General features: G+C 28.9%; 26 protein-coding genes and 1 pseudogene. 3 read left to right on the top strand and 24 right to left on the bottom strand.

Going from position 1 to position 21,762, the window contains the following annotated elements; genetic code table 11:
- Positions 1–326: 326 nt before the first annotated feature.
- Positions 327–1,076 carry a hypothetical protein gene (locus tag AC0L4B_RS16625; protein WP_473437893.1) on the top strand — a complete coding sequence of 250 codons (750 nt, stop codon included), beginning with the start codon at positions 327–329 and terminating at the stop codon, positions 1,074–1,076.
- 501 nt (positions 1,077–1,577) lie between these two features.
- On the opposite strand, the gene AC0L4B_RS16620 is transcribed toward AC0L4B_RS16625, so the two are convergent.
- The 9 genes from AC0L4B_RS16620 to AC0L4B_RS16580 form a co-directional block, all read right to left on the bottom strand.
- Positions 1,578–1,691 (bottom strand): T9SS type A sorting domain-containing protein, encoded by a 114-nt coding sequence (locus AC0L4B_RS16620; protein ID WP_473437892.1) that lies wholly within the window; start codon positions 1,689–1,691, stop codon positions 1,578–1,580.
- Positions 1,692–1,699: 8 nt separating this feature from the next.
- The gene (locus tag AC0L4B_RS16615; protein ID WP_473437891.1) at positions 1,700–2,659 is read right to left on the bottom strand and encodes a DUF6923 family protein; all 960 of its coding nucleotides are present in this window, start codon (positions 2,657–2,659) and stop codon (positions 1,700–1,702) included.
- 460 nt (positions 2,660–3,119) lie between these two features.
- Positions 3,120–3,731, bottom strand: a complete 612-nt coding sequence (locus AC0L4B_RS16610; RefSeq protein ID WP_473437890.1) for a hypothetical protein — start codon at positions 3,729–3,731, stop codon at positions 3,120–3,122.
- Between the two features lie 139 nt (positions 3,732–3,870).
- Positions 3,871–4,242 carry a hypothetical protein gene (locus tag AC0L4B_RS16605; protein WP_473437889.1) on the bottom strand — a complete coding sequence of 124 codons (372 nt, stop codon included), beginning with the start codon at positions 4,240–4,242 and terminating at the stop codon, positions 3,871–3,873.
- On the bottom strand, positions 4,239–4,910 hold the full coding sequence (locus tag AC0L4B_RS16600) for a hypothetical protein (protein ID WP_473437888.1): 672 nt from the start codon (positions 4,908–4,910) through the stop codon (positions 4,239–4,241). Before AC0L4B_RS16600 ends, AC0L4B_RS16605 begins: the two co-directional genes overlap by 4 nt.
- 58 nt (positions 4,911–4,968) lie before the next feature.
- Positions 4,969–5,508: a hypothetical protein gene (locus tag AC0L4B_RS16595; protein ID WP_473437887.1), complete on the bottom strand. Its 540-nt coding sequence runs from the start codon at positions 5,506–5,508 to the stop codon at positions 4,969–4,971.
- A gap of 164 nt (positions 5,509–5,672) precedes the next feature.
- Positions 5,673–6,389 (bottom strand): hypothetical protein, encoded by a 717-nt coding sequence (locus AC0L4B_RS16590; protein ID WP_473437886.1) that lies wholly within the window; start codon positions 6,387–6,389, stop codon positions 5,673–5,675.
- Between the two features lie 149 nt (positions 6,390–6,538).
- Positions 6,539–6,793 (bottom strand): hypothetical protein, encoded by a 255-nt coding sequence (locus AC0L4B_RS16585; protein WP_473437885.1) that lies wholly within the window; start codon positions 6,791–6,793, stop codon positions 6,539–6,541.
- 209 nt (positions 6,794–7,002) lie between these two features.
- Positions 7,003–7,497: a hypothetical protein gene (locus AC0L4B_RS16580; protein ID WP_473437884.1), complete on the bottom strand. Its 495-nt coding sequence runs from the start codon at positions 7,495–7,497 to the stop codon at positions 7,003–7,005.
- 279 nt (positions 7,498–7,776) lie between these two features.
- On the opposite strand from AC0L4B_RS16580, the pseudogene AC0L4B_RS16575 reads away from it, so the two are divergent.
- A pseudogene (locus AC0L4B_RS16575) lies at positions 7,777–8,079 on the top strand (IS110 family transposase); the annotation flags it as partial.
- A gap of 83 nt (positions 8,080–8,162) precedes the next feature.
- Here AC0L4B_RS16575 and AC0L4B_RS16570 read toward each other — a convergent pair.
- The 5 genes from AC0L4B_RS16570 to AC0L4B_RS16550 all read right to left on the bottom strand — a co-directional run bounded on the left by AC0L4B_RS16570 (position 8,163) and on the right by AC0L4B_RS16550 (position 11,974).
- A complete protein-coding gene (locus AC0L4B_RS16570) occupies positions 8,163–8,540 on the bottom strand; it encodes a hypothetical protein (RefSeq protein ID WP_473437883.1) in 378 nt (125 codons plus the stop codon).
- A 196-nt stretch (positions 8,541–8,736) separates the two neighbouring features.
- A complete protein-coding gene (locus AC0L4B_RS16565; RefSeq protein ID WP_473437882.1) occupies positions 8,737–9,318 on the bottom strand; it encodes a DUF3885 domain-containing protein in 582 nt (193 codons plus the stop codon).
- 147 nt (positions 9,319–9,465) lie between these two features.
- Positions 9,466–10,455: a Kelch repeat-containing protein gene (locus tag AC0L4B_RS16560; protein WP_473437881.1), complete on the bottom strand. Its 990-nt coding sequence runs from the start codon at positions 10,453–10,455 to the stop codon at positions 9,466–9,468.
- A gap of 368 nt (positions 10,456–10,823) precedes the next feature.
- Complete coding sequence (locus AC0L4B_RS16555; RefSeq protein ID WP_473437880.1) at positions 10,824–11,093, bottom strand: hypothetical protein; 270 nt, start codon at positions 11,091–11,093, stop codon at positions 10,824–10,826.
- A 299-nt stretch (positions 11,094–11,392) separates the two neighbouring features.
- Entirely contained in the window at positions 11,393–11,974 is a 582-nt protein-coding gene (locus AC0L4B_RS16550) for a DUF3885 domain-containing protein (protein WP_473437879.1), read from the bottom strand.
- Positions 11,975–12,317: 343 nt separating this feature from the next.
- Here AC0L4B_RS16550 and AC0L4B_RS16545 point away from each other — a divergent pair, with 343 nt between their 5' ends.
- Complete coding sequence (locus AC0L4B_RS16545; RefSeq protein WP_473436607.1) at positions 12,318–13,289, top strand: IS110 family RNA-guided transposase; 972 nt, start codon at positions 12,318–12,320, stop codon at positions 13,287–13,289.
- Between the two features lie 48 nt (positions 13,290–13,337).
- Here AC0L4B_RS16545 and AC0L4B_RS16540 read toward each other — a convergent pair whose 3' ends face one another.
- The 10 genes from AC0L4B_RS16540 to AC0L4B_RS16495 form a co-directional block, all read right to left on the bottom strand.
- Positions 13,338–15,113 carry an AIPR family protein gene (locus tag AC0L4B_RS16540; RefSeq protein ID WP_473437878.1) on the bottom strand — a complete coding sequence of 592 codons (1,776 nt, stop codon included), beginning with the start codon at positions 15,111–15,113 and terminating at the stop codon, positions 13,338–13,340.
- Positions 15,114–15,278: 165 nt separating this feature from the next.
- Entirely contained in the window at positions 15,279–15,788 is a 510-nt protein-coding gene (locus tag AC0L4B_RS16535) for a hypothetical protein (RefSeq protein WP_473437877.1), read from the bottom strand.
- A gap of 538 nt (positions 15,789–16,326) precedes the next feature.
- Positions 16,327–16,896, bottom strand: a complete 570-nt coding sequence (locus tag AC0L4B_RS16530) for a hypothetical protein (protein WP_473437876.1) — start codon at positions 16,894–16,896, stop codon at positions 16,327–16,329.
- A 113-nt stretch (positions 16,897–17,009) separates the two neighbouring features.
- Positions 17,010–17,306, bottom strand: a complete 297-nt coding sequence (locus AC0L4B_RS16525) for a hypothetical protein (RefSeq protein ID WP_473437875.1) — start codon at positions 17,304–17,306, stop codon at positions 17,010–17,012.
- A 107-nt stretch (positions 17,307–17,413) separates the two neighbouring features.
- A complete protein-coding gene (locus tag AC0L4B_RS16520) occupies positions 17,414–17,806 on the bottom strand; it encodes a hypothetical protein (RefSeq protein ID WP_473437874.1) in 393 nt (130 codons plus the stop codon).
- A 148-nt stretch (positions 17,807–17,954) separates the two neighbouring features.
- Positions 17,955–18,383 (bottom strand): UPF0158 family protein, encoded by a 429-nt coding sequence (locus tag AC0L4B_RS16515; protein WP_473437873.1) that lies wholly within the window; start codon positions 18,381–18,383, stop codon positions 17,955–17,957.
- A gap of 300 nt (positions 18,384–18,683) precedes the next feature.
- A complete protein-coding gene (locus AC0L4B_RS16510; protein ID WP_473437872.1) occupies positions 18,684–19,715 on the bottom strand; it encodes an SH3 domain-containing protein in 1,032 nt (343 codons plus the stop codon).
- Positions 19,716–19,865: 150 nt separating this feature from the next.
- The gene (locus tag AC0L4B_RS16505; RefSeq protein WP_473437871.1) at positions 19,866–20,216 is read right to left on the bottom strand and encodes a hypothetical protein; all 351 of its coding nucleotides are present in this window, start codon (positions 20,214–20,216) and stop codon (positions 19,866–19,868) included.
- Positions 20,217–20,218: 2 nt separating this feature from the next.
- A complete protein-coding gene (locus AC0L4B_RS16500; RefSeq protein ID WP_473437870.1) occupies positions 20,219–20,566 on the bottom strand; it encodes a hypothetical protein in 348 nt (115 codons plus the stop codon).
- A 388-nt stretch (positions 20,567–20,954) separates the two neighbouring features.
- Positions 20,955–21,761, bottom strand: a complete 807-nt coding sequence (locus tag AC0L4B_RS16495) for an AraC family transcriptional regulator (RefSeq protein WP_473437869.1) — start codon at positions 21,759–21,761, stop codon at positions 20,955–20,957.
- Between the last annotated feature and the right edge of the window lies 1 nt (position 21,762).

The following is a 21,762-nucleotide window of genomic DNA, read 5'->3' as shown; positions in this document are numbered from 1 at the left end:
TTTGAGTAATCTATTTGAACTACTGATTACATCATTTATTTATATAGACGTAATTATTTGGTAATTAGTTGCCTGAGTGTCTTGTTTTTTTATGCTAGGTATTGTTTATAACTAGGTATGCCCCAAGCTAGTCCAATCTAGCTGGCTTAGCGTTTTACACTTGTATTGCTAAGTTGGCTATTATGCTTAGTCTTTAGTGACTATTATATAAAACGCTATAAGCATGTTATAAGTACTTTATAAGTATGCTATAACCACGCTATAACCCTTATTAAAATATTTTGTATATTACTGTATTATAGATGTTTAATTAAAAAAATGATGATATGGCAAAACAGACAGGAATTATTCCTTTAGTAGGAACGTTAAATGGTGTTAATTTTTATTATTTGAACGGTAAGCCTATTGCCCGAAAAGCAGGTGGTGGGTTTAGTAAAAAGGCTATTAAAAGCAAAGCTAGTATGCAGCGTGTGCGTGAAAATGCCAATGAGTTTGGGCATTGTTCTGCAGTTAATAAAGCGTTTAGATTAGCTTTGGCTCCGTTTTATAAGGGGTATACTTTTCCGCATTTTCATAGTCGTTTGATGGGTTTGTTTATGCGTATTAAGGCTTTAGATGCGACTAATACACGTGGAGCACGTACTGTTATTAATGGAGTAGGGCAGGCGGAAGGTTTACAGCTCTTACAAACGTTTAGCTATACACCAACTTGCGATGTACGTCAAGTATTGCCTTTTGAGTATGTTGTATCTGATAGTGATTACGCGTTAACCTTTACAGATTTTAATATTAATCAGGTTGGTTTTGAGGATGGAGCCACACATATTGCACTGACTTATGGTGTTTTGGATTTTGATTTTGAGCGTTTGGATTACGCCTTGCATTTGGCACCACCTTTAGTTATGGAGCGTAGTTATACTGGATCTGCTTTGACTTTAACACCAGATGCTTTGCCTAATGTGCTTGGAACTAGGCTTTTTGTGCTTGGTGTGCGGTTTTACCAAATGGTTGATGGTGCTTTGTATGCTTTAAACGCTACAAATTGTGTTGGTCTTACGGTTTTGAATGGTTTTTAGGGTGTGTAAAAGAACGTCCACTAATTAGTCAATATGGAATTAAATGTTATGCCATTTATTATTTTTTAACAGCTTATGATAAGCTGTTAAAGGAGGCTTTAGCAATTGTAAAAATTAGGACTAATTTATGATGATTATTGCAACAGTATTTTAGTTAAACATTAGTGGGTTTTAAGTTGTTTTTTACTACGGTACTTTGTTGTGCTGCGTTTTATATTTTATATGTTCGTTTATTTTTTCAAACCATAATTTTCATTTATTAATTACAAAGTCAAATTCTTTATTGTTATTTGTTATTATTCTAATTCCGTCATAAATAATCTTTGCGTTTTTTTATCTAATAACTTCCTTTGTGTTTTTATATTCAATGTTAGTTTGTCCTTTCTGAATATTAATTTTATGATTTAATATTTGATGCTATAAATATTTATGGCAGGTAATAAACATTATTGATTGATTAGGTGTAATATTTTAGTTTTACTTTTTTTATTATTAGTTTTTTTATTTTTTAATAAACTTTAATGTATTTCCGTTTTCAAATTTTAAGAAGTATAAACCATTAGAATAGTTTTTGATGTTAATTTTTTCATTTTCAGAAATGGTTTTTTTAAGCACTTCAAGTCCTAGTGCATTGTATATAATGATTTTTTTGCTTTTGTAAAGTTTGAAACTTGAATCAAGTCATTTGAAGGATTTGGATAAATTTTTGTAATAGATGGTGCAAATAAACTTTCATTTATTGAGAGTAGAGTATCTTCAAGCTTAGAAATTTTATTACCAGCACTTTCAACGATATATAAATCATTTCCAATAATTAAAGAGGCATTAGGATTATTTAAACCAGTAATAACATTTGTTGCTGTAGGTGTATTATCTGTAATATTTACTTTAGAAATTTTATTTCCAAAATGTTCAGATATATATAAGTCAGTTCCGTATATATTAATTCCTGTAGGATTATTTAATCCAGTAATAACATCTGTAGCTGTAGGTGTAGTATCCGTAATATTTATTTTAGAAATCTTATTTTCAATAGGTTCAGATATATATAAGTCGGTCCCGTAAATATCAATTCCTGTAGGGTAATTTAATCCAGTAACTACATCTGTGGCTGTAGGTGTAGCATCCGTAATATCTATTTTAGAAATCTTACCGCTATTATTTTCAGCAATATATAATTCGTTTCCATAAAAAGCTATCCCTATTGGGCGATTTAATCCTGTAACAACGTCTGTTACTGTAGGTGTAGCATCTGTAATGTTTATTTTAGAAATTTTATTTCCTGTAGATTCAGATATATATAACTCGTTACCTTTAAGTGCAAATCTGTATAGACCTCCTAATCCGGTAACTACATTTGTTGCTGTGGGTGTAGTATCTGTAATATCTATTTTTGAAATCTTATCTCCACCATTTTCAGCAATATATAAATCATTACCAATAAGTATTATATCAATAGGCCAATTTAAGCCAGTTACAACATCTGTTGTTTGAGCAGTTGACAAAATATAATTTAAAAGAAAGACTATGGTTAATAAGTATTTTTTTTCATTTAATAGATAGGTTATGATTATGAATTTCAAAGTTACTCTAAAAATTATATTATTAATATATTTTATTTTTTTGTATTTAAATAGAAGGGGCATTTTTTTGTTAATTTTTACGCTTAATAGATTTTTACTTTTTTAGAAGGTGAAAAATTAAGAGGCTTTAATGTACTTAGTTTTTTAATTGTTTGTGATTTACAACATAAAATTGCAGGCTTTTTATTGAAAGGAATTAAGCAGATTACGGATTATCTAATTTAATTTACTGTTTTTGTTTTTTCCAGTATTGCACACAACGTCTCGGCTATGGTTAGTACGGGAATTATAGGTAGTGAATTTCCGATTAAGCATTTAGCCAAAACTTTTTATTTTGTTTTATCTTTTTTGTTCTAAAGCCAAATCAAAAGATTTGGCGGACTTGGTTTAAAAGCATTTACTTCTGGGTTAAGCACAAAACCCGTATTAATTATAGCCATTGTTGTGTAGGTATTACTTATCAAAGTCCATCAACATAGCAATCAAAAAATTGCCTTTCACGGTAAATAATCTTTTCGTCATAATCATCTGGTCTGTCAAAAAATGGAACTTTATGTTCTTTTAATTCTCCGCTTTTTGATAAATAACTGTGGTTAATTATTTCTTTTATGTCACTCGCTGTATATCCGTTTGGCATTTGAAAAAAATCAAATAAAAAAGAACTTCCATATCCGAATATTTTTCCATCATTCATTTTTACGCAGAATCCAGTCCAACCCATTGTTGTTTCTCCTTGAATTTGGTCAAGGACTTCTTTTGAAAAAGCACAAGGACTCTTTTCAATTCTATCAATATCATATTCGTTAATACGATTTCCTGATGCTACAAATGTTTTAACTATATCTTTGTATCCCATTACTGAATCTCTACTAAAAATACTTTTCCCTTTTCTTTCGTCATTGAACCTTTTTACAGCAAGTTCAGTTATGGGTTTTGAGTTTCTAAATCGAACGCAAGGAATAAAAGTTCCATCAGTCAAATATGCAGATGCTCTAAATCCATTTCCATAAATTTGGTCTGATAAAGGTTCAATATTGTCTTTTAAAAACTTTATTTTTTCTTCTGTCGTCATTTTTTTGCATTAAGCACAACGTGTTTGTGTATGATTTCGTTGCGTGTTTAAGCACTAAAGTTAGCAAATAAATCACAGATAGAAAGTCCGCGTGGACTTTCGTAAGTAGGCGAGTACTAGCAATGAATTATACACGGTGTTAGGCAAAGTTTTTATGATATTCTTTATAAAATTCTATATGTTTCTTATTCAACTCAATTGTTTTTTCAAAAGTTCTTTCCTTACCCGATATTACTTTTGATAGAAAAGCGTTTTGTCCTTCATACACTTTAGCGATGAGCTCTCCGATTATTTTAACGTCTTTTCCTTTTACAGATTCAAAATATAATTCAGCATTTAAATCATAGATAGGAATTACATCATCATCGGCAAATCGGAATAGTGTTCCTATTCTTTTTTCTCTATCGATACAATTTTGAATTAAATACGAATCACTGAAATAATTAGTTTCATAATTCATTTCAGTGTGAATAGGTTGTAAAACAGTTAATACTCCTTTAAGTAGTTTCAATCCGCTAATTTTTTTGAAACCGTTCTATTATATTCCCAATCTTTTAATGATAGCATTCCGTTTTCAACAGATTCAATTTTCTTTGGAAATGGAAATCCACAATTTTCAGAAATAATAAAGTCGTTCGAGCCATTTAGTATTAAAATATTATTAATTCTTAAGCCAAAACAAGATGGGTTAAATTGAAATGATAAAGTTTCTACACCGAATGCATTTAAGCCGTCTGATTTTTTATTGGATTCGAGGAATTGAACTTGCATAAATCTATCTTTCCTTCCCATTCTATTTTCAATAAACATTCTCGGGTTTATTTGCGCTTTATTTTTTTCTAAATAATAATAGTTTATCCATAATCCAATTCTAACTTTATCAAGCCAATCCAAAAGCTTAATAGCTTCATTTGAATTGATTTCTGTTTTGTCACATAATTTCTCAACTATAGGTCTTACTTCTCTTTCGAGCTTTGCATATTTGTCATTACATTTTGTGCAAGATGGAACAGTGAATTTTTTCCAACTAAAAATTATATCTTTTCCTTCAAGGTAATTATGTCCAAATTTTACTACTCTATTTGGGTTACCTGTCATCTTTAATAGCCATTGCGGAAGAACGTGTTCTTTGTTCTTGTTTTCAGGTGGGTTTCCACAAAAAACACAAATTTTGTTCATTTACTATTCGTTTTTTTAAATTTTGCCTAACGTTTATGTATATGGTTTGTTGCGTTTTTTATTCCCACTCTAAATTAATTATTATCAATTTTCCGTTTATGATTTGTTCTTCTGTTCTTTTCTCATTTTCATTTAGTCCAAATTCAGAAATCACGTTTTTAATTAATTCATTTTCTTTTTCAAGAGTTAGAATTAGTTGAAAGTTCAGATTTGATTTGTTTTCTTTTTCTTGGTCATAGGACGTTGTGAAATAATCTCTAATGATTTCCGTTTTCCAATTATCTTCGATTTCGTCAAATTCCTCAAGTACAATTAGAATGTTAAACGTGTTATCAGTCCAGTCCAAATGAAAATCCCAAATTTGATTTAAAGTCCATTTTTTCGGATTTTGCTCGTCCCAATTGTAAGGGACAAATGGGAAAATATTTCTTACTTCTTCAATATATTCATCAAAGTCTTTTAGATTTCGTTTAAATCGATAGATAACTTTATCTGAAGTTGAAATTATATTATCAACGTATTTTTTTCTTTCGTTTTCAGATTTTCCAACAATCAGTATATGTTTTTTGTCGGTATATTTTTCTTTGTCAAATGTCATTTCGTTGGTTGATTCAAATGCTCTACAACGTGTTTGTATATGGTTTGTTGCGTGGTTAAGCAACTAAGTTAACAAATAAAAACCGAATAGAAAATCCGAAAGGATTTTCGCAAGTAGGCTAGAACCAAGCAATAAATTATATACGGTGTTGTAAGCAGTTTTTTTTAATTCGTTTGTAAATAACAATTGTCTTTCAGATGGATTTTTTCTCCGTCATAAAAATCAATTTCTTTATTTAAATCTTCAATGTATTTCAATTCATCTATCGGACAAATTTTAAGAAATCTTTTGTTTAATATTAATTTTCCTGTGTCATAATCGTAAATTGAAATTTGAGCATTGTTTTTGTGATTGTGAATAGAGTTGATTAAAAACCAATTCAGTTTATCTTCTTTTCCAGCCAAAAATGCATTTTCTGGAATTCCGCCAACTTTTTTTACTAATTTTCCATTTATGTTTTCCGCTAAAACATTAGTTCCATTTTCGGTTTTAATGAATTTCGCACTTTCTTTTGATATTAAATTTCTCAAATTTGAAAAATCACCAATTCCTCTTGAAACTTCTGAAATCTTAACAGACTTTCCGTTTTTTAAGAAAACTAAAAGATTGATTGAATCATCATATTCGATTCCATTTTCTCTTATGTTTTCCAAGTCTAAATTCAATTCTTTTTCTATGTTGTCGACTACAGAATATGGTCCAAGAATTAATAGATTATCCCAATCAAATTCATTAAAATTCTTTAAGTCTATTATTTCCGATTCCGATTTGAATTCTGTTTCAATTTTTTCAGTCAGAGAATTGTCCGAACTCAATTGGTTTAAGTATTCACAAGAAAATAAAGTCGAAAATATTATTCCAATTATTATCAGTTTTCTCATTTCTCAAATTGCTTACAACGGTTTTGTGTATGGTTAGTTGCGTGTTTCAAACACTAAAGTTAGCAAATAAATCACAGATAGAAAGTCCGCGAGGACTTTCGTAAGTAGGTTATTACCAAGCAATTAATTATACACGGTGTTGTGGGTAGTTATTCTTCTTCCTCTAAATTTTTTCTAACTACCCTATTTGGTTTAAAAAATGATTTTGAAATATAAAACTCTGCACATAATGAATCATTGACATTTTGAGAAATGAATAATTCGTTTTGATTAGGTAAACAAAGTATTTCATATTGGTCATTGTCAAAACATTCTGATACAATAAAGGATGAAAAAATATTTATAAGAATACAATCTAGTTCTATTTCTATAAAAACTTTTCTTGTATTGTTTTTACTAATCATAAACTTTTCAGCAACTCGTCTATTTAAACTATAAGAGTTTAAGATTTTATTTTCAAAATATGAGATTGGTTCTTCTAAACCAGTAAAAACTGAAAGAAAGTCAGGGTCATTATTTTCTATATTGTTTTTTTGATAATGTATATTACCTAATCCTCGATATACATATTCTGAATTTAAATCAAATTCATCTGAAATCTTAAAAAATTTAATTAAAGCTTTAGAGGTATATAAACTGGCAAGTTTTTTATAAGCTTTAATACTTTTTTTGAAATCAACTTAACATCTTTAGTTAGTATTGATTTTGTATTCTCAAAATAATCTTTTTTTATAATTTGTTTAGTTTCCTCATCCGCATAATTATATGTTTGAGTTAGTATATCATCGTTGAAAGCATTTAAGATAGATTTTTTCAGGGTAATCAAATTTTCAGTTTCAACTCTTGAACTTTGAACATAATCTGTAAGACCTGAATTTATTTTTTCAAAATCTTTTAATCCAATTTTAGATATTATTTTTTTAAATTTCTTTCTTGCTTTGATAATTATTGGGTTTAATAGCTCGTAATTATATATTGTTTCAAAGCCATCATCTAATTTTTTTCTACCTTTTTCTGCTTTTGGTAGATAGTGACCTTCTAATTCTGTAATACCATCCCAAATACCAAATTGTCCTAATTTATTCGTTAGTTTTTTTTGTTTAGACATAGTTTTTTAATTACCCACAACTAGTTATATAACAACTAATATAGTTGTTTTTGGGGTTATATTTCCCGTTATGACAACTTTTAGTTACTTATATCAAATAAGAGTCATTTTACAATAGCTGTATTATTAAAAGCTAAACTACAATAATCCGCCTGTAAGTACAATACGTAGAACTACGTATTTTTATTAAAAAGCAGTCCTATTATTTTTATATGGCTTTAGTAATTGTACGTCTTAAGATGTATTTAATTTTTAGTATAACTATTTCAGGAAAATACATTATGTTGTTACTGTTGGTTAACATCTTTGTTTGATCCACATGGAAAGTGTGTAAAAGGGCGTCCGCGAATTAGTAAAATAAGGAATCAAAAGCTTCGAAATTTATTATTTATGTGCAGTTTTAATGCCTGTAAATATAACCATGCTTGCAAAGCAATGTATGATAGATTAATAGCCAAAGGGAAGAGTGAAAAATTAGCATTAATAGCGGTTTGTAATACCCTTTTTAAACAGGCTTTTGCAATAGCAAAATCAGGGCTAAGTTATGATAATAATTACAGAAGTACTTTATTAAAAAATTAATGAGTTTTTACTTGTTTTTAACCACAGTACTTTGTTGTACACAGTTACTTTTTCAGTTTATTAGTTTAAATTCATTATTTTTTTTAACAACAAACATTTTTTTCGGAATATTTTTCTAAATCGTTTTTAGCATTTTTGTTTCCGTTGATATAGGCCTTTAATAAATATTTCAATGCAATTTTCTGTTCGATTTTTGTCAAGTCAGATAATTCAAAACCATTAATGTTCTTATAAGTCAGATAGACATCATAAGTTGCATTTTCATGTTGATGTTTATCAGACATTAGTTTAGCTATTGGTAATAGTTCTTTAAACTGGTATTGTTCTTCCAATTGAAATTTCGTGTATTCATAAACAGGAATGTTTCCACGTTTTTCAATAATATTTGTTAGCCTTGAGATTTCTTCTTTTGTTACTTTTTCATACTTCATTCCACCATGATATGTTTCTTTACAAGACATAAAAATCAATAAGAGAAAGATTCCGCAAAGTTTTTTCATAATTGTGTACAACGGTTTTGTGTATGGTTAATTGCGTGTATAAGCAACTAATTTAGTAAACAAATACGAACCCGAGAAAATTCCGAAGGAATATTCGTATGTAGGCTAGAAGCCAGCAATTAATTTTATACGGTGTTGCCACACGTTTTTGATTCCGCTACATTCCATCTTTACGATCAGAAAGCCAATCTTTATATTTAGTTTTTAATTCGTCTCTTTTCTCTTGAGTGTCAACTATTATGTCCATTCCGCCATCATAAGGTGCTACTATACAATTCCTTTTCGGACAAATAAACATTGCTCGAAATTCACCATCTGCAATATTTTTCAACAGTTCATTTTTATTGTTTTTTCTCCAAACACCAGACGTTATATAAACTCCAAAAAAATCGTTCTCGTCATATTCTTCTGGGTATATTTTATGCAAATCGATTGTCCTTACTTTATCAAAATTAGAATACTCAACTATTTCTGTAGATAATTTATTAGTTGTTTCCCATTCATATTGTCCTGTTGCAATTATTATATCAGAATTTTCTCCGATTAAATTAGAAATCAGTTCATTTTGTCTATTTAGAATTATCTGATATTCCTCTTCCGATTCTGCATATCGTTTCGATTCGGGTAAACTATGGATTCGTAACCATCTTTTTGGATAATAACTTTTCAATTTATATCCGATTGGATTTGATTTGGGATAGTTTAATTCCCAATATTTATTGAATTCTATGACGTTCATTTAATGTATGGCAATGGTATAGTGTATGATTTCGTTGCGTGTTTAAGCATTAAAGTTAGCAAATAAATCACGGATAGAAAGTCCGCGAGGATTTTCGTAAGTAAGCTCTAACCAGCAATGAATTATATACTTTGTTGGCAATAGTTATTAGTTATCAATAAATTCGAATTCTATTTGATCTAATGTTTCTTTATAAATAATTTCATTATTGTCAATTGTTTGACCACCTATAAGATAAAATTTATTATTATACTCAAATGATAGAGAAACATACCTACCCTCATAAAAATTATTTTCAATTTTTTTGAAGCTATTGTTAGTTGTATTGTAATAGTAGAATTCATTATTCAACTGGAAACTTGTAATATTGCCATTTCCGTCACCTGAAGACTCTCCTCCTAAGCCAAAAACAATATTGTCATTAAAAACGAAACCAGAGCCTTGTGCAATATATTCAGATTGATATTCATTCAAAAACTCAAAAGTTGTAAAGTTATCAATCCATTTATAGATTGATATTCTGTTATAACCGGATAGTTTTGTGAAATAATAAGTATCTCCAATTTTAAATATAGATTTTACTAATTGTCCATAATTACTTTTTTGTTCAAATGTACTATGTTCTACAAGTGTGTTGTTTTCAAAGTTATATTTGTATACTTTATCGAATATGTCTGAAAATATAAAAAGAGAATCATTATGATATACACCAATTGGAGATGTTAAAAAGTTATTGGTAAATTCTTTTAATTTCTCCCAATTATTAGTAGTAAAGTCAAATTCCCATAGAGCATTTTGATTAATAATATTCCATTTATTATCTCGAATAAAGCTTACATTATATTCAAAATAAGGGTAATTCGCAACGCCAGTACTATTGGTGTTAATTGTTTCCCAAGAATTTGAATTGAAATCATATTTGTAAGTATTCATATCATTTATTGTGTATAAATTATTACCAAAAACAATAGCTTCTCTAGGCTTAGAAAATGGAGTATTCGATACACTTGAAGAGTTTGTTAAGGTTAATACACTAACTGTTTCTGTTTCTGTTTCTGTTTCTGTTTCGGGATTTGTTTCATCACTTGAGCATCCTAAAATTATTAAAAAAAATAAGAATTTTAATGTGTTTTTCATTTGTAGTTTAGTTTTTTGTTTAATTATTGCCAACGGTTTTGTGTATGGAAAGTTGCGTGGTTTAAGCGAGTAAGTTAGCAAATAAAAACCGAATAGAAAATACGTGAGTATTTTCGTAAGTGGTCTATAACCAGGTAATTAATTATACGCGGTGTCGGCAGTAGTTTTTTTTAATCGGTTATCAATTAATTCAATTTTCTCGCTCCAATATTCGACAGCTTTTTCTATTTCAACTTTTCGATTCTTTTTAGTTCCAGTATAAAAATCATTTGGAATACTAAATAGATATTCATTGTTTTTATCCCAGTCTCTGCTTTTCTCGCTGTCATTTTTTGGTTCAATTCTATTAGACCAAAATCTTCTGTGCTTTATATAATTCTCTTTTTTTCTTTAAGAAACCCAATTAAACTTTGTTTGTCTTTCGGAATATAACCAGGTCCAGTACATCCACAAGAATGAAAAGTAATTCCAGTTTCGTATAAATCTCGAATATGATTCCACGCTTTTAAATCAGTTTTTTTTGGCGATTCAAAATCCAATCCCATATTCGCAGTCATTCCTCGACATTCAGGACATTTATACGGCTGATTTTCCCAAACTTTGGAATATCCTGTATTTCCGTCAATATCAATTAACAATCTCCTCTTAAATGTTTTTCGACACTCGAAGCAAGCATAATGAGGTTTGTATGAGTTAATTCCGTATCGACACATTTTGTTTGATTTTAATATTATTTATAATTCCGATTACTAGATTTTCTTTCAGTTCACGATTTTTTAAAATTACAGCCAACGGTTTTGTGTATGATTAGTGGCGTGTTTAAGCACCTAATTTAGCAAACTTTAACGAACCTGTGAATATTCCGCAGGAATATTCGTATGTAGGCTAGAAGCCAGCAATTAATTTTATACGGTGTTGCCACACGTTTTTGATTCCGCTACATTCCATCTTTACGATCAGAAAGCCAATCTTTATATTTAGTTTTTAATTCGTCTCTTTTCTCTTGAGTGTCAACTATTATGTCCATTCCGCCATCATAAGGTGCTACTATACAATTCCTTTTCGGACAAATAAACATTGCTCGAAATTCACCATCTGCAATATTTTTTAACAGTTCATTTTTATTGTTTTTTCTCCAAACACCAGACGTTATATAAACTCCAAAAAAATCGTTCTCGTCATATTCTTCTGGGTATATTTTATACAAATCGATTGTCCTTACTTTATCAAAATTAGAATACTCAACTATTTCTGTAGATAATTTATTAGTTGTTTCCCATTCATATTGTCCTGTTGCAATTATTATATCAGAATTTTCTCCGATTAAATTAGAAATCAGTTCATTTTGTCTATTTAGAATTATCTGATATTCCTCTTCCGATTCTGCATATTGTTTCGATTCGGGTAAACTATGGATTCGTAACCATCTTTTTGGATAATAACTTTTCAATTTATATCCGATTGGATTTGATTCGGGATAGTTTAATTCCCAATATTTATTGAATTCTATAACGTTCATTTAATGTATGGCAACGGTCTTGTATATGAAAAGTAGCGGATTTTACCCACTAACTTTTCGAATTATAAATGACCCTTAATTTATTCATTTTACTTCGATTAAGCGATTAAACCGCTATTTTTTATATACGTCTTAAGTTTGTAATTCATTAAATTAGAAACATAAACAGAAAGTACAAAAGAGAGGAATAAGGTTAATATATACGCAGAGACTATGATCTCGTCAACATTGAAAATCCCCTCTCTTTTTCTACACAGATTTCGTACAGTTCTATGAGGCTTTTAGACCTCGATTTTAAGTCGTTGAAACTCGCGTAGCTTGTCCTTTCAAAAAACATTTTCTTATGAATAAAGATATAAAATATTTTGGACTTGACATCAGTCATTTAGTTTTTGATGTAACAGATTCTGATGGTAATTATTACCAATTTAAAAACAGTATTTCGGGCTTTAAAAAGTTTACAAAACTGTTAGATTTTAATAGTCATTGTGTAATGGAAGCTACGGGTTATTATCATTACCAATTAGCTTATTTTTTACAAGAAGAAGGGATTAAAGTTTCGGTAGAAAATCCCTTAGCCGTAAAACGATTTATACAAATGAAGTTGTCTAAAATAAAGACAGATAAAAGTGACTCAAAGTTGATTTGTGAATATGCCAAAGATGTAAAATTAAAGCTTTGGAAAGGCAACTCAAAGCATCAATTAGAATGTCTTCAAATGACCAGACTCCTTGGTGTGTATACAAAACAAAGCACAATGTTAAAAAATAAACTACATGGCGAAGCTGTTTTAGGCAATCCAAGTAAAGTAGTAGTTAGCTCTTTAAAACGCAGTTTAAAACAAGTTCAGAAAGAGCTAAAAATGATAGAAGATAAATTGTTAGTTTTAGTAAAAGAAGTGCATCAAGATGTTTTAACACGCTTAAAAAGTATTCCAGGAATTGGTCCCAAAACATCATTAATGCTAGTGGTTTTAACCGATGGATTTGATCGTTTTACAAGCGGAAGTGAATTGTGTAGTTACGCAGGTTTAACACCAGTGATCCGTCAAAGTGGAAGTAGTGTAAAAGGACGTCCGCGAATTAGTAAAATAGGGAATCAAAAGCTTCGAAATTTATTATTTATGTGCAGTTTTAATGCTTGTAAATATAACCATGCTTGCAAAGCAATATACGATCGATTAGTAGCCAAAGGGAAGAGTAAAAAATTAGCATTAATAGCGGTTTGTAACAAACTATTAAAACAGGCTTTTGCAATAGCAAAATCAGGACTAAGTTATGATAATAATTACAGAAGTACTTTATTAAAAAATTAATGAGTTTTTACTTGTTTTTTACCACAGTACTTTGTTGTAGCCAGTTTTTTATTTAATATTATTTACTAATTCTTTGATATCTTTCTCAAAACTCCCAGAACGATACCACTTTTGTGGAACAAATCGCTTTAGTTCTAGTTTTGTCTCTTTATCATAAAACATTCTATGATATTTCGATGTGTTTTGACTAAACTTAGCCATATGCTCATCCCAAATCTTATTAATTTTTCCTAGATTTTCACTTATAGCATTTTTATAATCTTCTAATGAAGAAGGTTGGTATAATTTTGTCATCAGGAAAAGTTTCGCAAAACCGCTTTTATCCCTTCTAGCTCTATTGTTACTACTAGGAAGAGGTATTTTTAATTGCATTAAATATCCAAAGTAGAATTTATCTAAGTCTTCAATTGAGTCCAGAGAGTTTAAAGTAGTATCAAAACTCTGAAAAAGTCTCTTACTTGAGGCCTTATTAATATCTCCTTTTACAGCATAATAGATTCTAAAAAATAAGTTTCTTTCAATAAGCTCGTCTCTATTTATGTATCCATTGATAATTCCATCTTCAAATTCTCCTCTTTTGCGCTCCAACAAAAGCCCATATCTTTCGAATAATGTTTTTTGTAAATTTTTATAAACTACATCATTGGCAAATTTATCAGCATTAAGAACTGGTGTTTGTTGATTAGTGGCATTTGAAACTCTATCAATTAGTTCGACTTTACTTTGTTTTTCTTCGAAGTTTTCAGGTGAATCTAAGAATGTAATGACTTTTAGTAATACTTCCTTATTTTGAAAGATTTCTAAATTATCTTGATTTTCTTCCAATAAACGACTTAGAGTATATGCTGTTTGTCCACCATTAATAATTTGTGGATTCCTTACGGATAATTGCGCCTTATTTTTCTGACCGATTCTCTCGTTAATCGAAGAATCGTCAGATAACATAGTAATTCCATTATTAAACAAAGCAAACTCATTTGTTGATTCGTTTATTATTGTTTCTCTTATTGCTGTATTTACTTTTTTGCCTGCAAATTCTAAATAACTTCTTGGATTGTATTTAAGAACTGAGTTCCTATACTTTAAAAGTACTTTGGCAATTTCAATGGTTGGCACAAAAAGTACTGTTATTTCACACTCTCCATTTCTTGTGCTTACTGTGTAACTAATTTTACTTCCAGCATTTTTGTTACTTAAGTCAAGAGATATATTTAACTCTGTTGCATTAAAAAATGTTCCTGTAATAACTGGGAAAACTAAATCATTATAGCACTTTTCATAATCAAAAGACGTAACAGGATATCCACCTGTTAATTGTCTGAATTTTGAACTAGGAATGTTTTCCTCAATATTAGCAAGTAAAATTACTTCATAACGATATCTCCCAATATTCTCAATTTCCGAAACCTCCCTTTGAAGTTGTTTTATTTTTCCATTATAGACATTTCCCTTAGCGTCTTTTTCATTGCCTTCTAAAATCTCATTGATATCCATCACAAGAATTTCATCTAGCTCTATTTTTTTTGATTCAAAATTATCTTCATTCGTTCTAAATTTTGATTGGATGAAGTAAATAGTTCTAGAATCTTTGTCAATATAATAACCATCAATTCCCCCATCATATGAGCCATCTGTTATGTATTTTTCTCTTTCTTCGAATGATGAAATTCCAAAACCAACTTTTAAATATAAATGAATGAATGCCCTTGACCTACTTTGGTTCGTTTTCTCAATAGATTCAGTAGAATAAAGCTTAGTAAACCTTTCAGGTTTTGACTGAATTATTTTATCTAAAATGTTAGTTAGAATTGTATATTTTTTCATTTATCTAATTCAGTTTTTCAAATTGGCTACAACGGTTTTGTATATGATACGTTGCGTGTATAAGTCACTAATTTAGCAAATAAAAACCGAATAGAATATTCCGCAGGAATATTCGTAAGTAGGCTAGAACTAGCAATGGATTATATACTTTGTTACCTGTTGGCTTTATTCCGCTCGTTTTAATTTTTTTGCTATTTCTTTTTCAAGGTCTTTTAACGTACTGTTTTCCGTTAAATTCAATTCCGATAATATTTTATTCGTAATAGGTCTGCAATAATCAATATCGTTTTCACTTCCAGCACAATTCAAACAACCAGAGTTATTATAAAAGATATAGCTCTCATTTATAATTAAATCTCCACCAAGATGCGAGTCAAGACAACTCGAAAACATTATCATTTTTCTTGATATTTCCTCACAATATTTTAAGTCCGAAATGCTATAAATGTCAAAAGCCATTGAAGGATACCAATTTTCATTGTAGGTTTCTTCTCTTAATTTGTCTTTTATAGATTTTGTTCTGCGAAATTCAATTCGTCCAATCGGTTTTATTGAATCCCTGTTTTCAATTTCATAAGCAATTTCATAAGTCCAATATTTTGGATTATTTATGTCAGGTTTCGAATCACACGAAAAAAGAAACAGAATTAATAAAATGAATAGAATTTTCGGCATTCTCAATGTTGGTTTTCAGCTTGCAGGTAACTAGTTATATAACAACTAATATGGTTGTTTTTGGGGTTATATTTCCCGTTATGACAACTTTTGTTAACACCTATCAAATAAGTGTCATTTTATTAAAGTTGTATTTTTTATAATTAAAAGCTAAATTACAATAATGCGTTTGCAAGTACAATACGTATAACTACGTATTTTTTTAGCTAGTGATTATTTTGTATTTTAATAAGTGACCGTAATTAATTGTTTAATTTTAGTCTACCTATTTTTGGAAAGTATATTATGTAGTTGCGCTAGTTAAATACCAATGATCTGGTAAAGTAGGAGTAGTGTAAAAGGACGTCTTAGAATTAGTACATAGGGAATTAAATGTTGCGGAATTTATTATTTATGTGCAGCTTGTGATTAGCTGTTAAAACAGGTTTTTGTGATTGTATAATTAGGACTGGTTTACGACGGTTATTATAGGAATGCTTTATTATAAAATTAGTTTGTTTTTATTTTTTTTTACTTTAGTGTTTTGTTGCACACAGTTTTATTTGACGTATACTTTTTGAGTGTATTCCATTATTTTTTTCAAAATGATTTTATTAACGTTTTCTTTGTTAATAACTCCGTTTTCATTATTTCTTCTCCAAAATTCATAAAGACTTTCTACTTCATATGACAATAAAAAATACTCATACTGTTTTTTCTTGAAACTTTGAAGATTCTCAAAATTGAATGTTCTTTTCTGTATAAAATTTCCATTTTCAATCTCCAAATATTCAAATATTCCGTTTTCAGGTTCTTTATCAAATTCTCCTCTAAATTCATCAATTCTTATAAGTCCTGAATACCATTCAAACTTATTATTTGGAAATAATTGTTCACGAAATGATTGCATATTAAAATCCATATCGGTTAACCAATCAAGTTCTTTAATTAAAAGCTTATTATTCTTGACCTCAAATATTGCCAGGTATCCTCTCCACAAAGCAGTACAGCTTATTTCAAATTCAGGTCGTTTTTCTGGATATTGTCGAAAATATTGTTCTATGAGTTCAACATTAAGATAATATTCTTGATTCTCATAAATTAATTTGTCTCTGATTTGACGTGTCATTTTATTATTATGTACAAAGTGTTTGTATACGATTAGTTGTGTGGTTTAGCGGGTAATTTAGCAAATAAAAACTTAATTGAAAATACGCGAGGATTTTGGTAAGTAGGCTTTACTCAATTTAATTTATTAAGTTCTTTATCAATTTTTATATGTACTTGCTCTAATTGTTGAGTATAATTCTCGGAATCCTCCTTAATTGCTTTTCTGAATAATTCAAACGCTTGAACTCTAAGTTCTGAATATTTTAATAAAATCTCGTTTTGTTTAATTAGTTCAGAAGGTAAATCTTCGTATTGATTTGTTTTATTAATTATCTCAATATTTTCTTTCCATTTAGGAATCGTTTTCTCGTCTAATTCTTTTAGTAAAGTATAGTTGGTTTCTGTATTTAAGTTGTCGTAAAATACCAAAGTTTCATTTTCGTTTTTTGAGAACTTAGCAATTTCGGTATCATATTTCTCATATAGTTCGTTATCTGTAGAAAGGAAGACATAACCAAATATTCCAATTACGATTATTAATAATGAAATGAATCCAATTCCAGCAGCTCTCCAGCCAGAAAAAAAGAATTATTATTTTCTTTATGAGCTTTGAGTATATCTCCTTGTTTCCATTCAATAATTCCCCAAATAATTCCTGTGTAAATTATTGGAATTAATTGTCTAGGAATTTTGTCAATTATATTTTCAGGAATCATAAATATTCCTCCAAAAAGCAATATTGTTGAAACAATTCCAATTATCAAAGAATTACGACCTTCAGTCGGTTTGTCTATTGCTTTGAAATTTTCTCCAATTAAATATCCAGCTGCAAGTGGTCCGCCTAAGAATGTTGCGCCACTTATCGCTTTTGAGGAATACAATTTAATGTTTTTAGTATTATTCACTGTTTTCAATTCAGTTTCGGTCATTTTTTTTCAGCTTACAGGTAACGTATTTGTATATGGTTTGTTGAGTGTTTCAAGCAACTAATTTACTAAATAATTACCGACCAAGAAAGTCCGTTTGGACGTTCTTAAGTAGGCTAGAACTAGTAATTAATTATATATGGTGTTGTGTTTAGTGCTTTCCACCCTCTAATTTGGTTGAGACAATTTTTTCGAGTTCATTTGTTTTAAAATCGAACCAATTTTGTCTAAAATCCGAGTTGTCAATTCTGTTTTTAAAATTCTGAAATGGTTTTTTTCTTCCCAAAATATATTCCAGTTCCGCTTGTAATTTTTTATTCTCAAGTTGCGAAACGAAACGTTCCATAATTTTAAAAGACTCAAAACTTTCCAAAACTTCGATTTTTAAATATTCTGTTTTGTTTTTATTCACTTTTTTTAATTCCGCTCCAAAAGATTCACGAAATTCTTCTTCGTCTAACATTTCTCCAAAATTCGGAATCGTTATTAATTCGTCTGTTTTCGGATTGTAATAACAGTCATTTCCGCAATCCAATTCTTGCGCAATTTCATTTATTATTTTTGATTTGGAATTTTCCATTTTTGAATATTTTTTGTTTAAAAAGTTAATTTAATATATTGATTTTAAAATCAGATTTTCTCTTTTAAAAAACTAAATTTTAAATGTTTAACGTTAAGTATAAGAAATTGTAGGGCAGGTGATAAGCACTATAGTTTCGGTTTATTACTTAGCTAAATATAAATATTTTGCTTTTATCCTTTTTTAAATGCCAAATTTTATCTTTAGCGGACTTTGTAAATGTGCACAGAATTTTCGATTTAGCACGAATGCCCTATGTTTTTTACCACAGTTCTTTGTTAGTAATAGTTTTGTAGTTAATTATTCATAATTATAACCATTCCATTTTAATATTTTATTACATTCAATGACTAAGTCATTAACATTATTAGTTTTTGTTTTTAATATTCCTATTCTTTTAGGTGAACCTAAAGCATCACATTTTAATTTTTTGTTATTTAATGTTATTTCTAAACCACTAAGTATTCCCCATCTCTCCCAATAACTCGCACTTATTTTGTCAATTATACCATTATTATCTAAATCATACTCAATATGTAGTGTTTTATCATAAATATGAGTTGCATCAGATTCTTTTGGTAGAAAGTCCTCAGATTTTAGCTCTAATATGGCTTCCTTTTTTTGTTGATGTTCAACATTTATAAGTTTTAATTCATAGCTTTCAAATATGTATGTTTCTTTTTTATCTTCACATAACGAAGTGTTTCCGGCTCCAATGTTTTGAGTATCTATTATAAAATGCCTTGTGTTGTTTTTATTATAGTTTAATTCTATTCCGTCAAAATCATATCCTACTTCTTGAGTTTGAATAAATTTATCACCATTATATGAAATAACAAAAAGGGTATTTCCACAACAATTCCCACCACAAGCATTAGTTTCTATAAGAGCTTCCTCTAAGCCATCATTATTATAATCTTGTACTTCAATAATCTCAAAACATTTTCTGTCTTTGAAACTAATTATATTAATTTTTTCGTTGTTTACAGTGGCATTTAATTCTTCATAAATATCTTCTCCATTTCTTTTTAAAGAATATTTTATTTTGTTTTGGGTAAATGGTTTGATGAAGCCATTAAAAACATAACCTTGCTTATTGTCATCAGTCTTAATTTTTATCCAATATCCTTTTATTTTTTCTGTAGTAAAAGAAAAGTCTGTAGTTTCTATTATATGAATTTTTTCTTTAAAATTTAACTTACCTATTTTAAGTCCTTCGATACTTGGTTTGTTCCTTATAGATAAGCCACTTTTAGCTGTTACTATATATTTTTTTTGACTAAAAGAGTTAAAGCTTATTAATATTAGAATTAAAGAAATTAAGTTTTTCATTTTTAATTATTGCCAACGTGTTTGTATATGGTTTGTTGCGTGGTTAAGCAACTAAGTTAACAAATAAAAACCGAATAGAAAATCCGCGAGGATTTTCGTAAGTAGGCTAGTACCAAGCAATAAATTATATACGGTGTTGGCAACTGTATTTTATTTTATTAAAGGTTCATAATTTTCATCAATTAGACTTGTATTCATCATTCCATTTCCTGTGTGAATTTTATCCTTAAACTCTATTCCTACTTCAAGCAACATTAATCTATAATAAAGTGCAAATTCGTCATAGTCAAATTCCTTACTGTAGATGTCATTTGAACTATTGACAGTTAGCTGGTTATTGAAAAAATGAGAATGATAATATGGAATTTTAGCTTTTATTGAAGCGGAATAAAACAAATAAGCTGTAATTTCAATTTGTTGAACAAAACTAAGAGGTGTAAATCTTATTTGTTTAAACTTAAAAAAATGATTTTCAATAGCGTTGTTATCCTCGAAAAGCACAATTACAATATACTTTCCAAGTTTAATTGATAAACAGGGGTAACTAACTCTTGTTTGATAAAAAAACTTTCAGTTTCTGATTCAAAAAGGAATAAACTCCAAGGTTTAACATTCCAAGTAGTTTGGTATCTAATTGATTGAAGAAAAAGTTGAAAACACGAATAACTTTGAAATTCTTCATCTGATATTATAGAACCTAATTCTGGTTTTTTTCGGTCATTTAGTAATGATAATTCTTTATGTCTCGTTGCATATAATATTTTACCACACCAATTAAAAATAACTTGTTCATCAATATTTGTTAATTCTTTAAAACCTTTTTTTAATAATTTTTGGAAATTACTTTCCATTATGGATAAATGTTCATTATTGCATTTCGAACAACAAGGAACTGTTAGATTTTTATATTGAATAGTTGTATCGTTTGTTATTGAGATAGTTTTATCCCATAAATCAAATTCTTTTTGTAACCATTTAGGGAAAACGTGTTCACGAGTTTTTTTCCTTCAATTTTATGTCCACACAAGAAACAATTTTCGGTCTGGAATTCCGAATTCTTAAATGGTATGTAAAACTGTTTCTCCATATAGTTGCCAACACATAACGAATATGATTCCGTTTTAATGAATTATATTCGAAGTTAAACAAAGTTCGACTATTTTTTTAGAAAAGTAAATTACTACTTTTTAAAGACGTTTATAGTATATTATAAACAATTTTTAGATTGATGATTTTGATTTAAGGCTCATCGTAAATCTCATTAGCTTTTCTATATTCCGATGGACGTTTACCTATAATTTTACTAAAAGTATTACTAAAAGTTGGTAAGCTGCTATAACCTACCATATTTGCTATTTGCGTAATATTATAATCGGAATTCATCAAATATTCTAAAGACTTAAATATTCTTAACTGCGTGTAATATTTTATAAAAGACATGCCAATATCTTTTTTAAAAAGACGGTATAGAGATTTGTCTGTCATACTAAAATTAGAAGCCAATTTTGTAAGTAAATGTTCTTGATCAATTTTTTCTGAAAGGTAATTAGTTATACTTATTAATTTTCTATCTGTAGGATGCGGTAATTCTAAATGTAAAGATTTCGATACACTTTGTTCTAAAAGCACTCTAAAAGCATTTACAATTGGATATTTGTTTTTTTGCGACTTTGTAATATCTCCGTTCCAATTTTTGGTAAACAAGAGTAATTCCATCACTAAATTATTAATGTGATAAATACCTTCTTTTTTATAAAAGGCACTCGCATTTGATTTTATAGGGAAATATAAGTTTCTCATAATCACTTTAGGAGAACTTGGATAAATAGCGTGTTTCACGCCTGCAGGAATCCACATATAATGTCTTGCAGGTAAATAATACATTCTTGTTTTAGTTTTAACATGTACAACACCGCCTTCGGTATATAAAAATTGTCCTTTATCATGACTGTGAGGCTCAATTAATGAAGTTCCCATAGGATTGTGGTAACAAAATATGCTTTTAGGATGTTTGTCCACTTCTGTTAAATAATATTTATTGTCCATG

The organism is Olleya sp. NP1-10 (genome assembly GCF_055804415.1).
The sequence above is the reverse complement of the archived record's forward strand: the minus strand, read 5'-3'. Positions and strand labels throughout refer to the sequence as shown.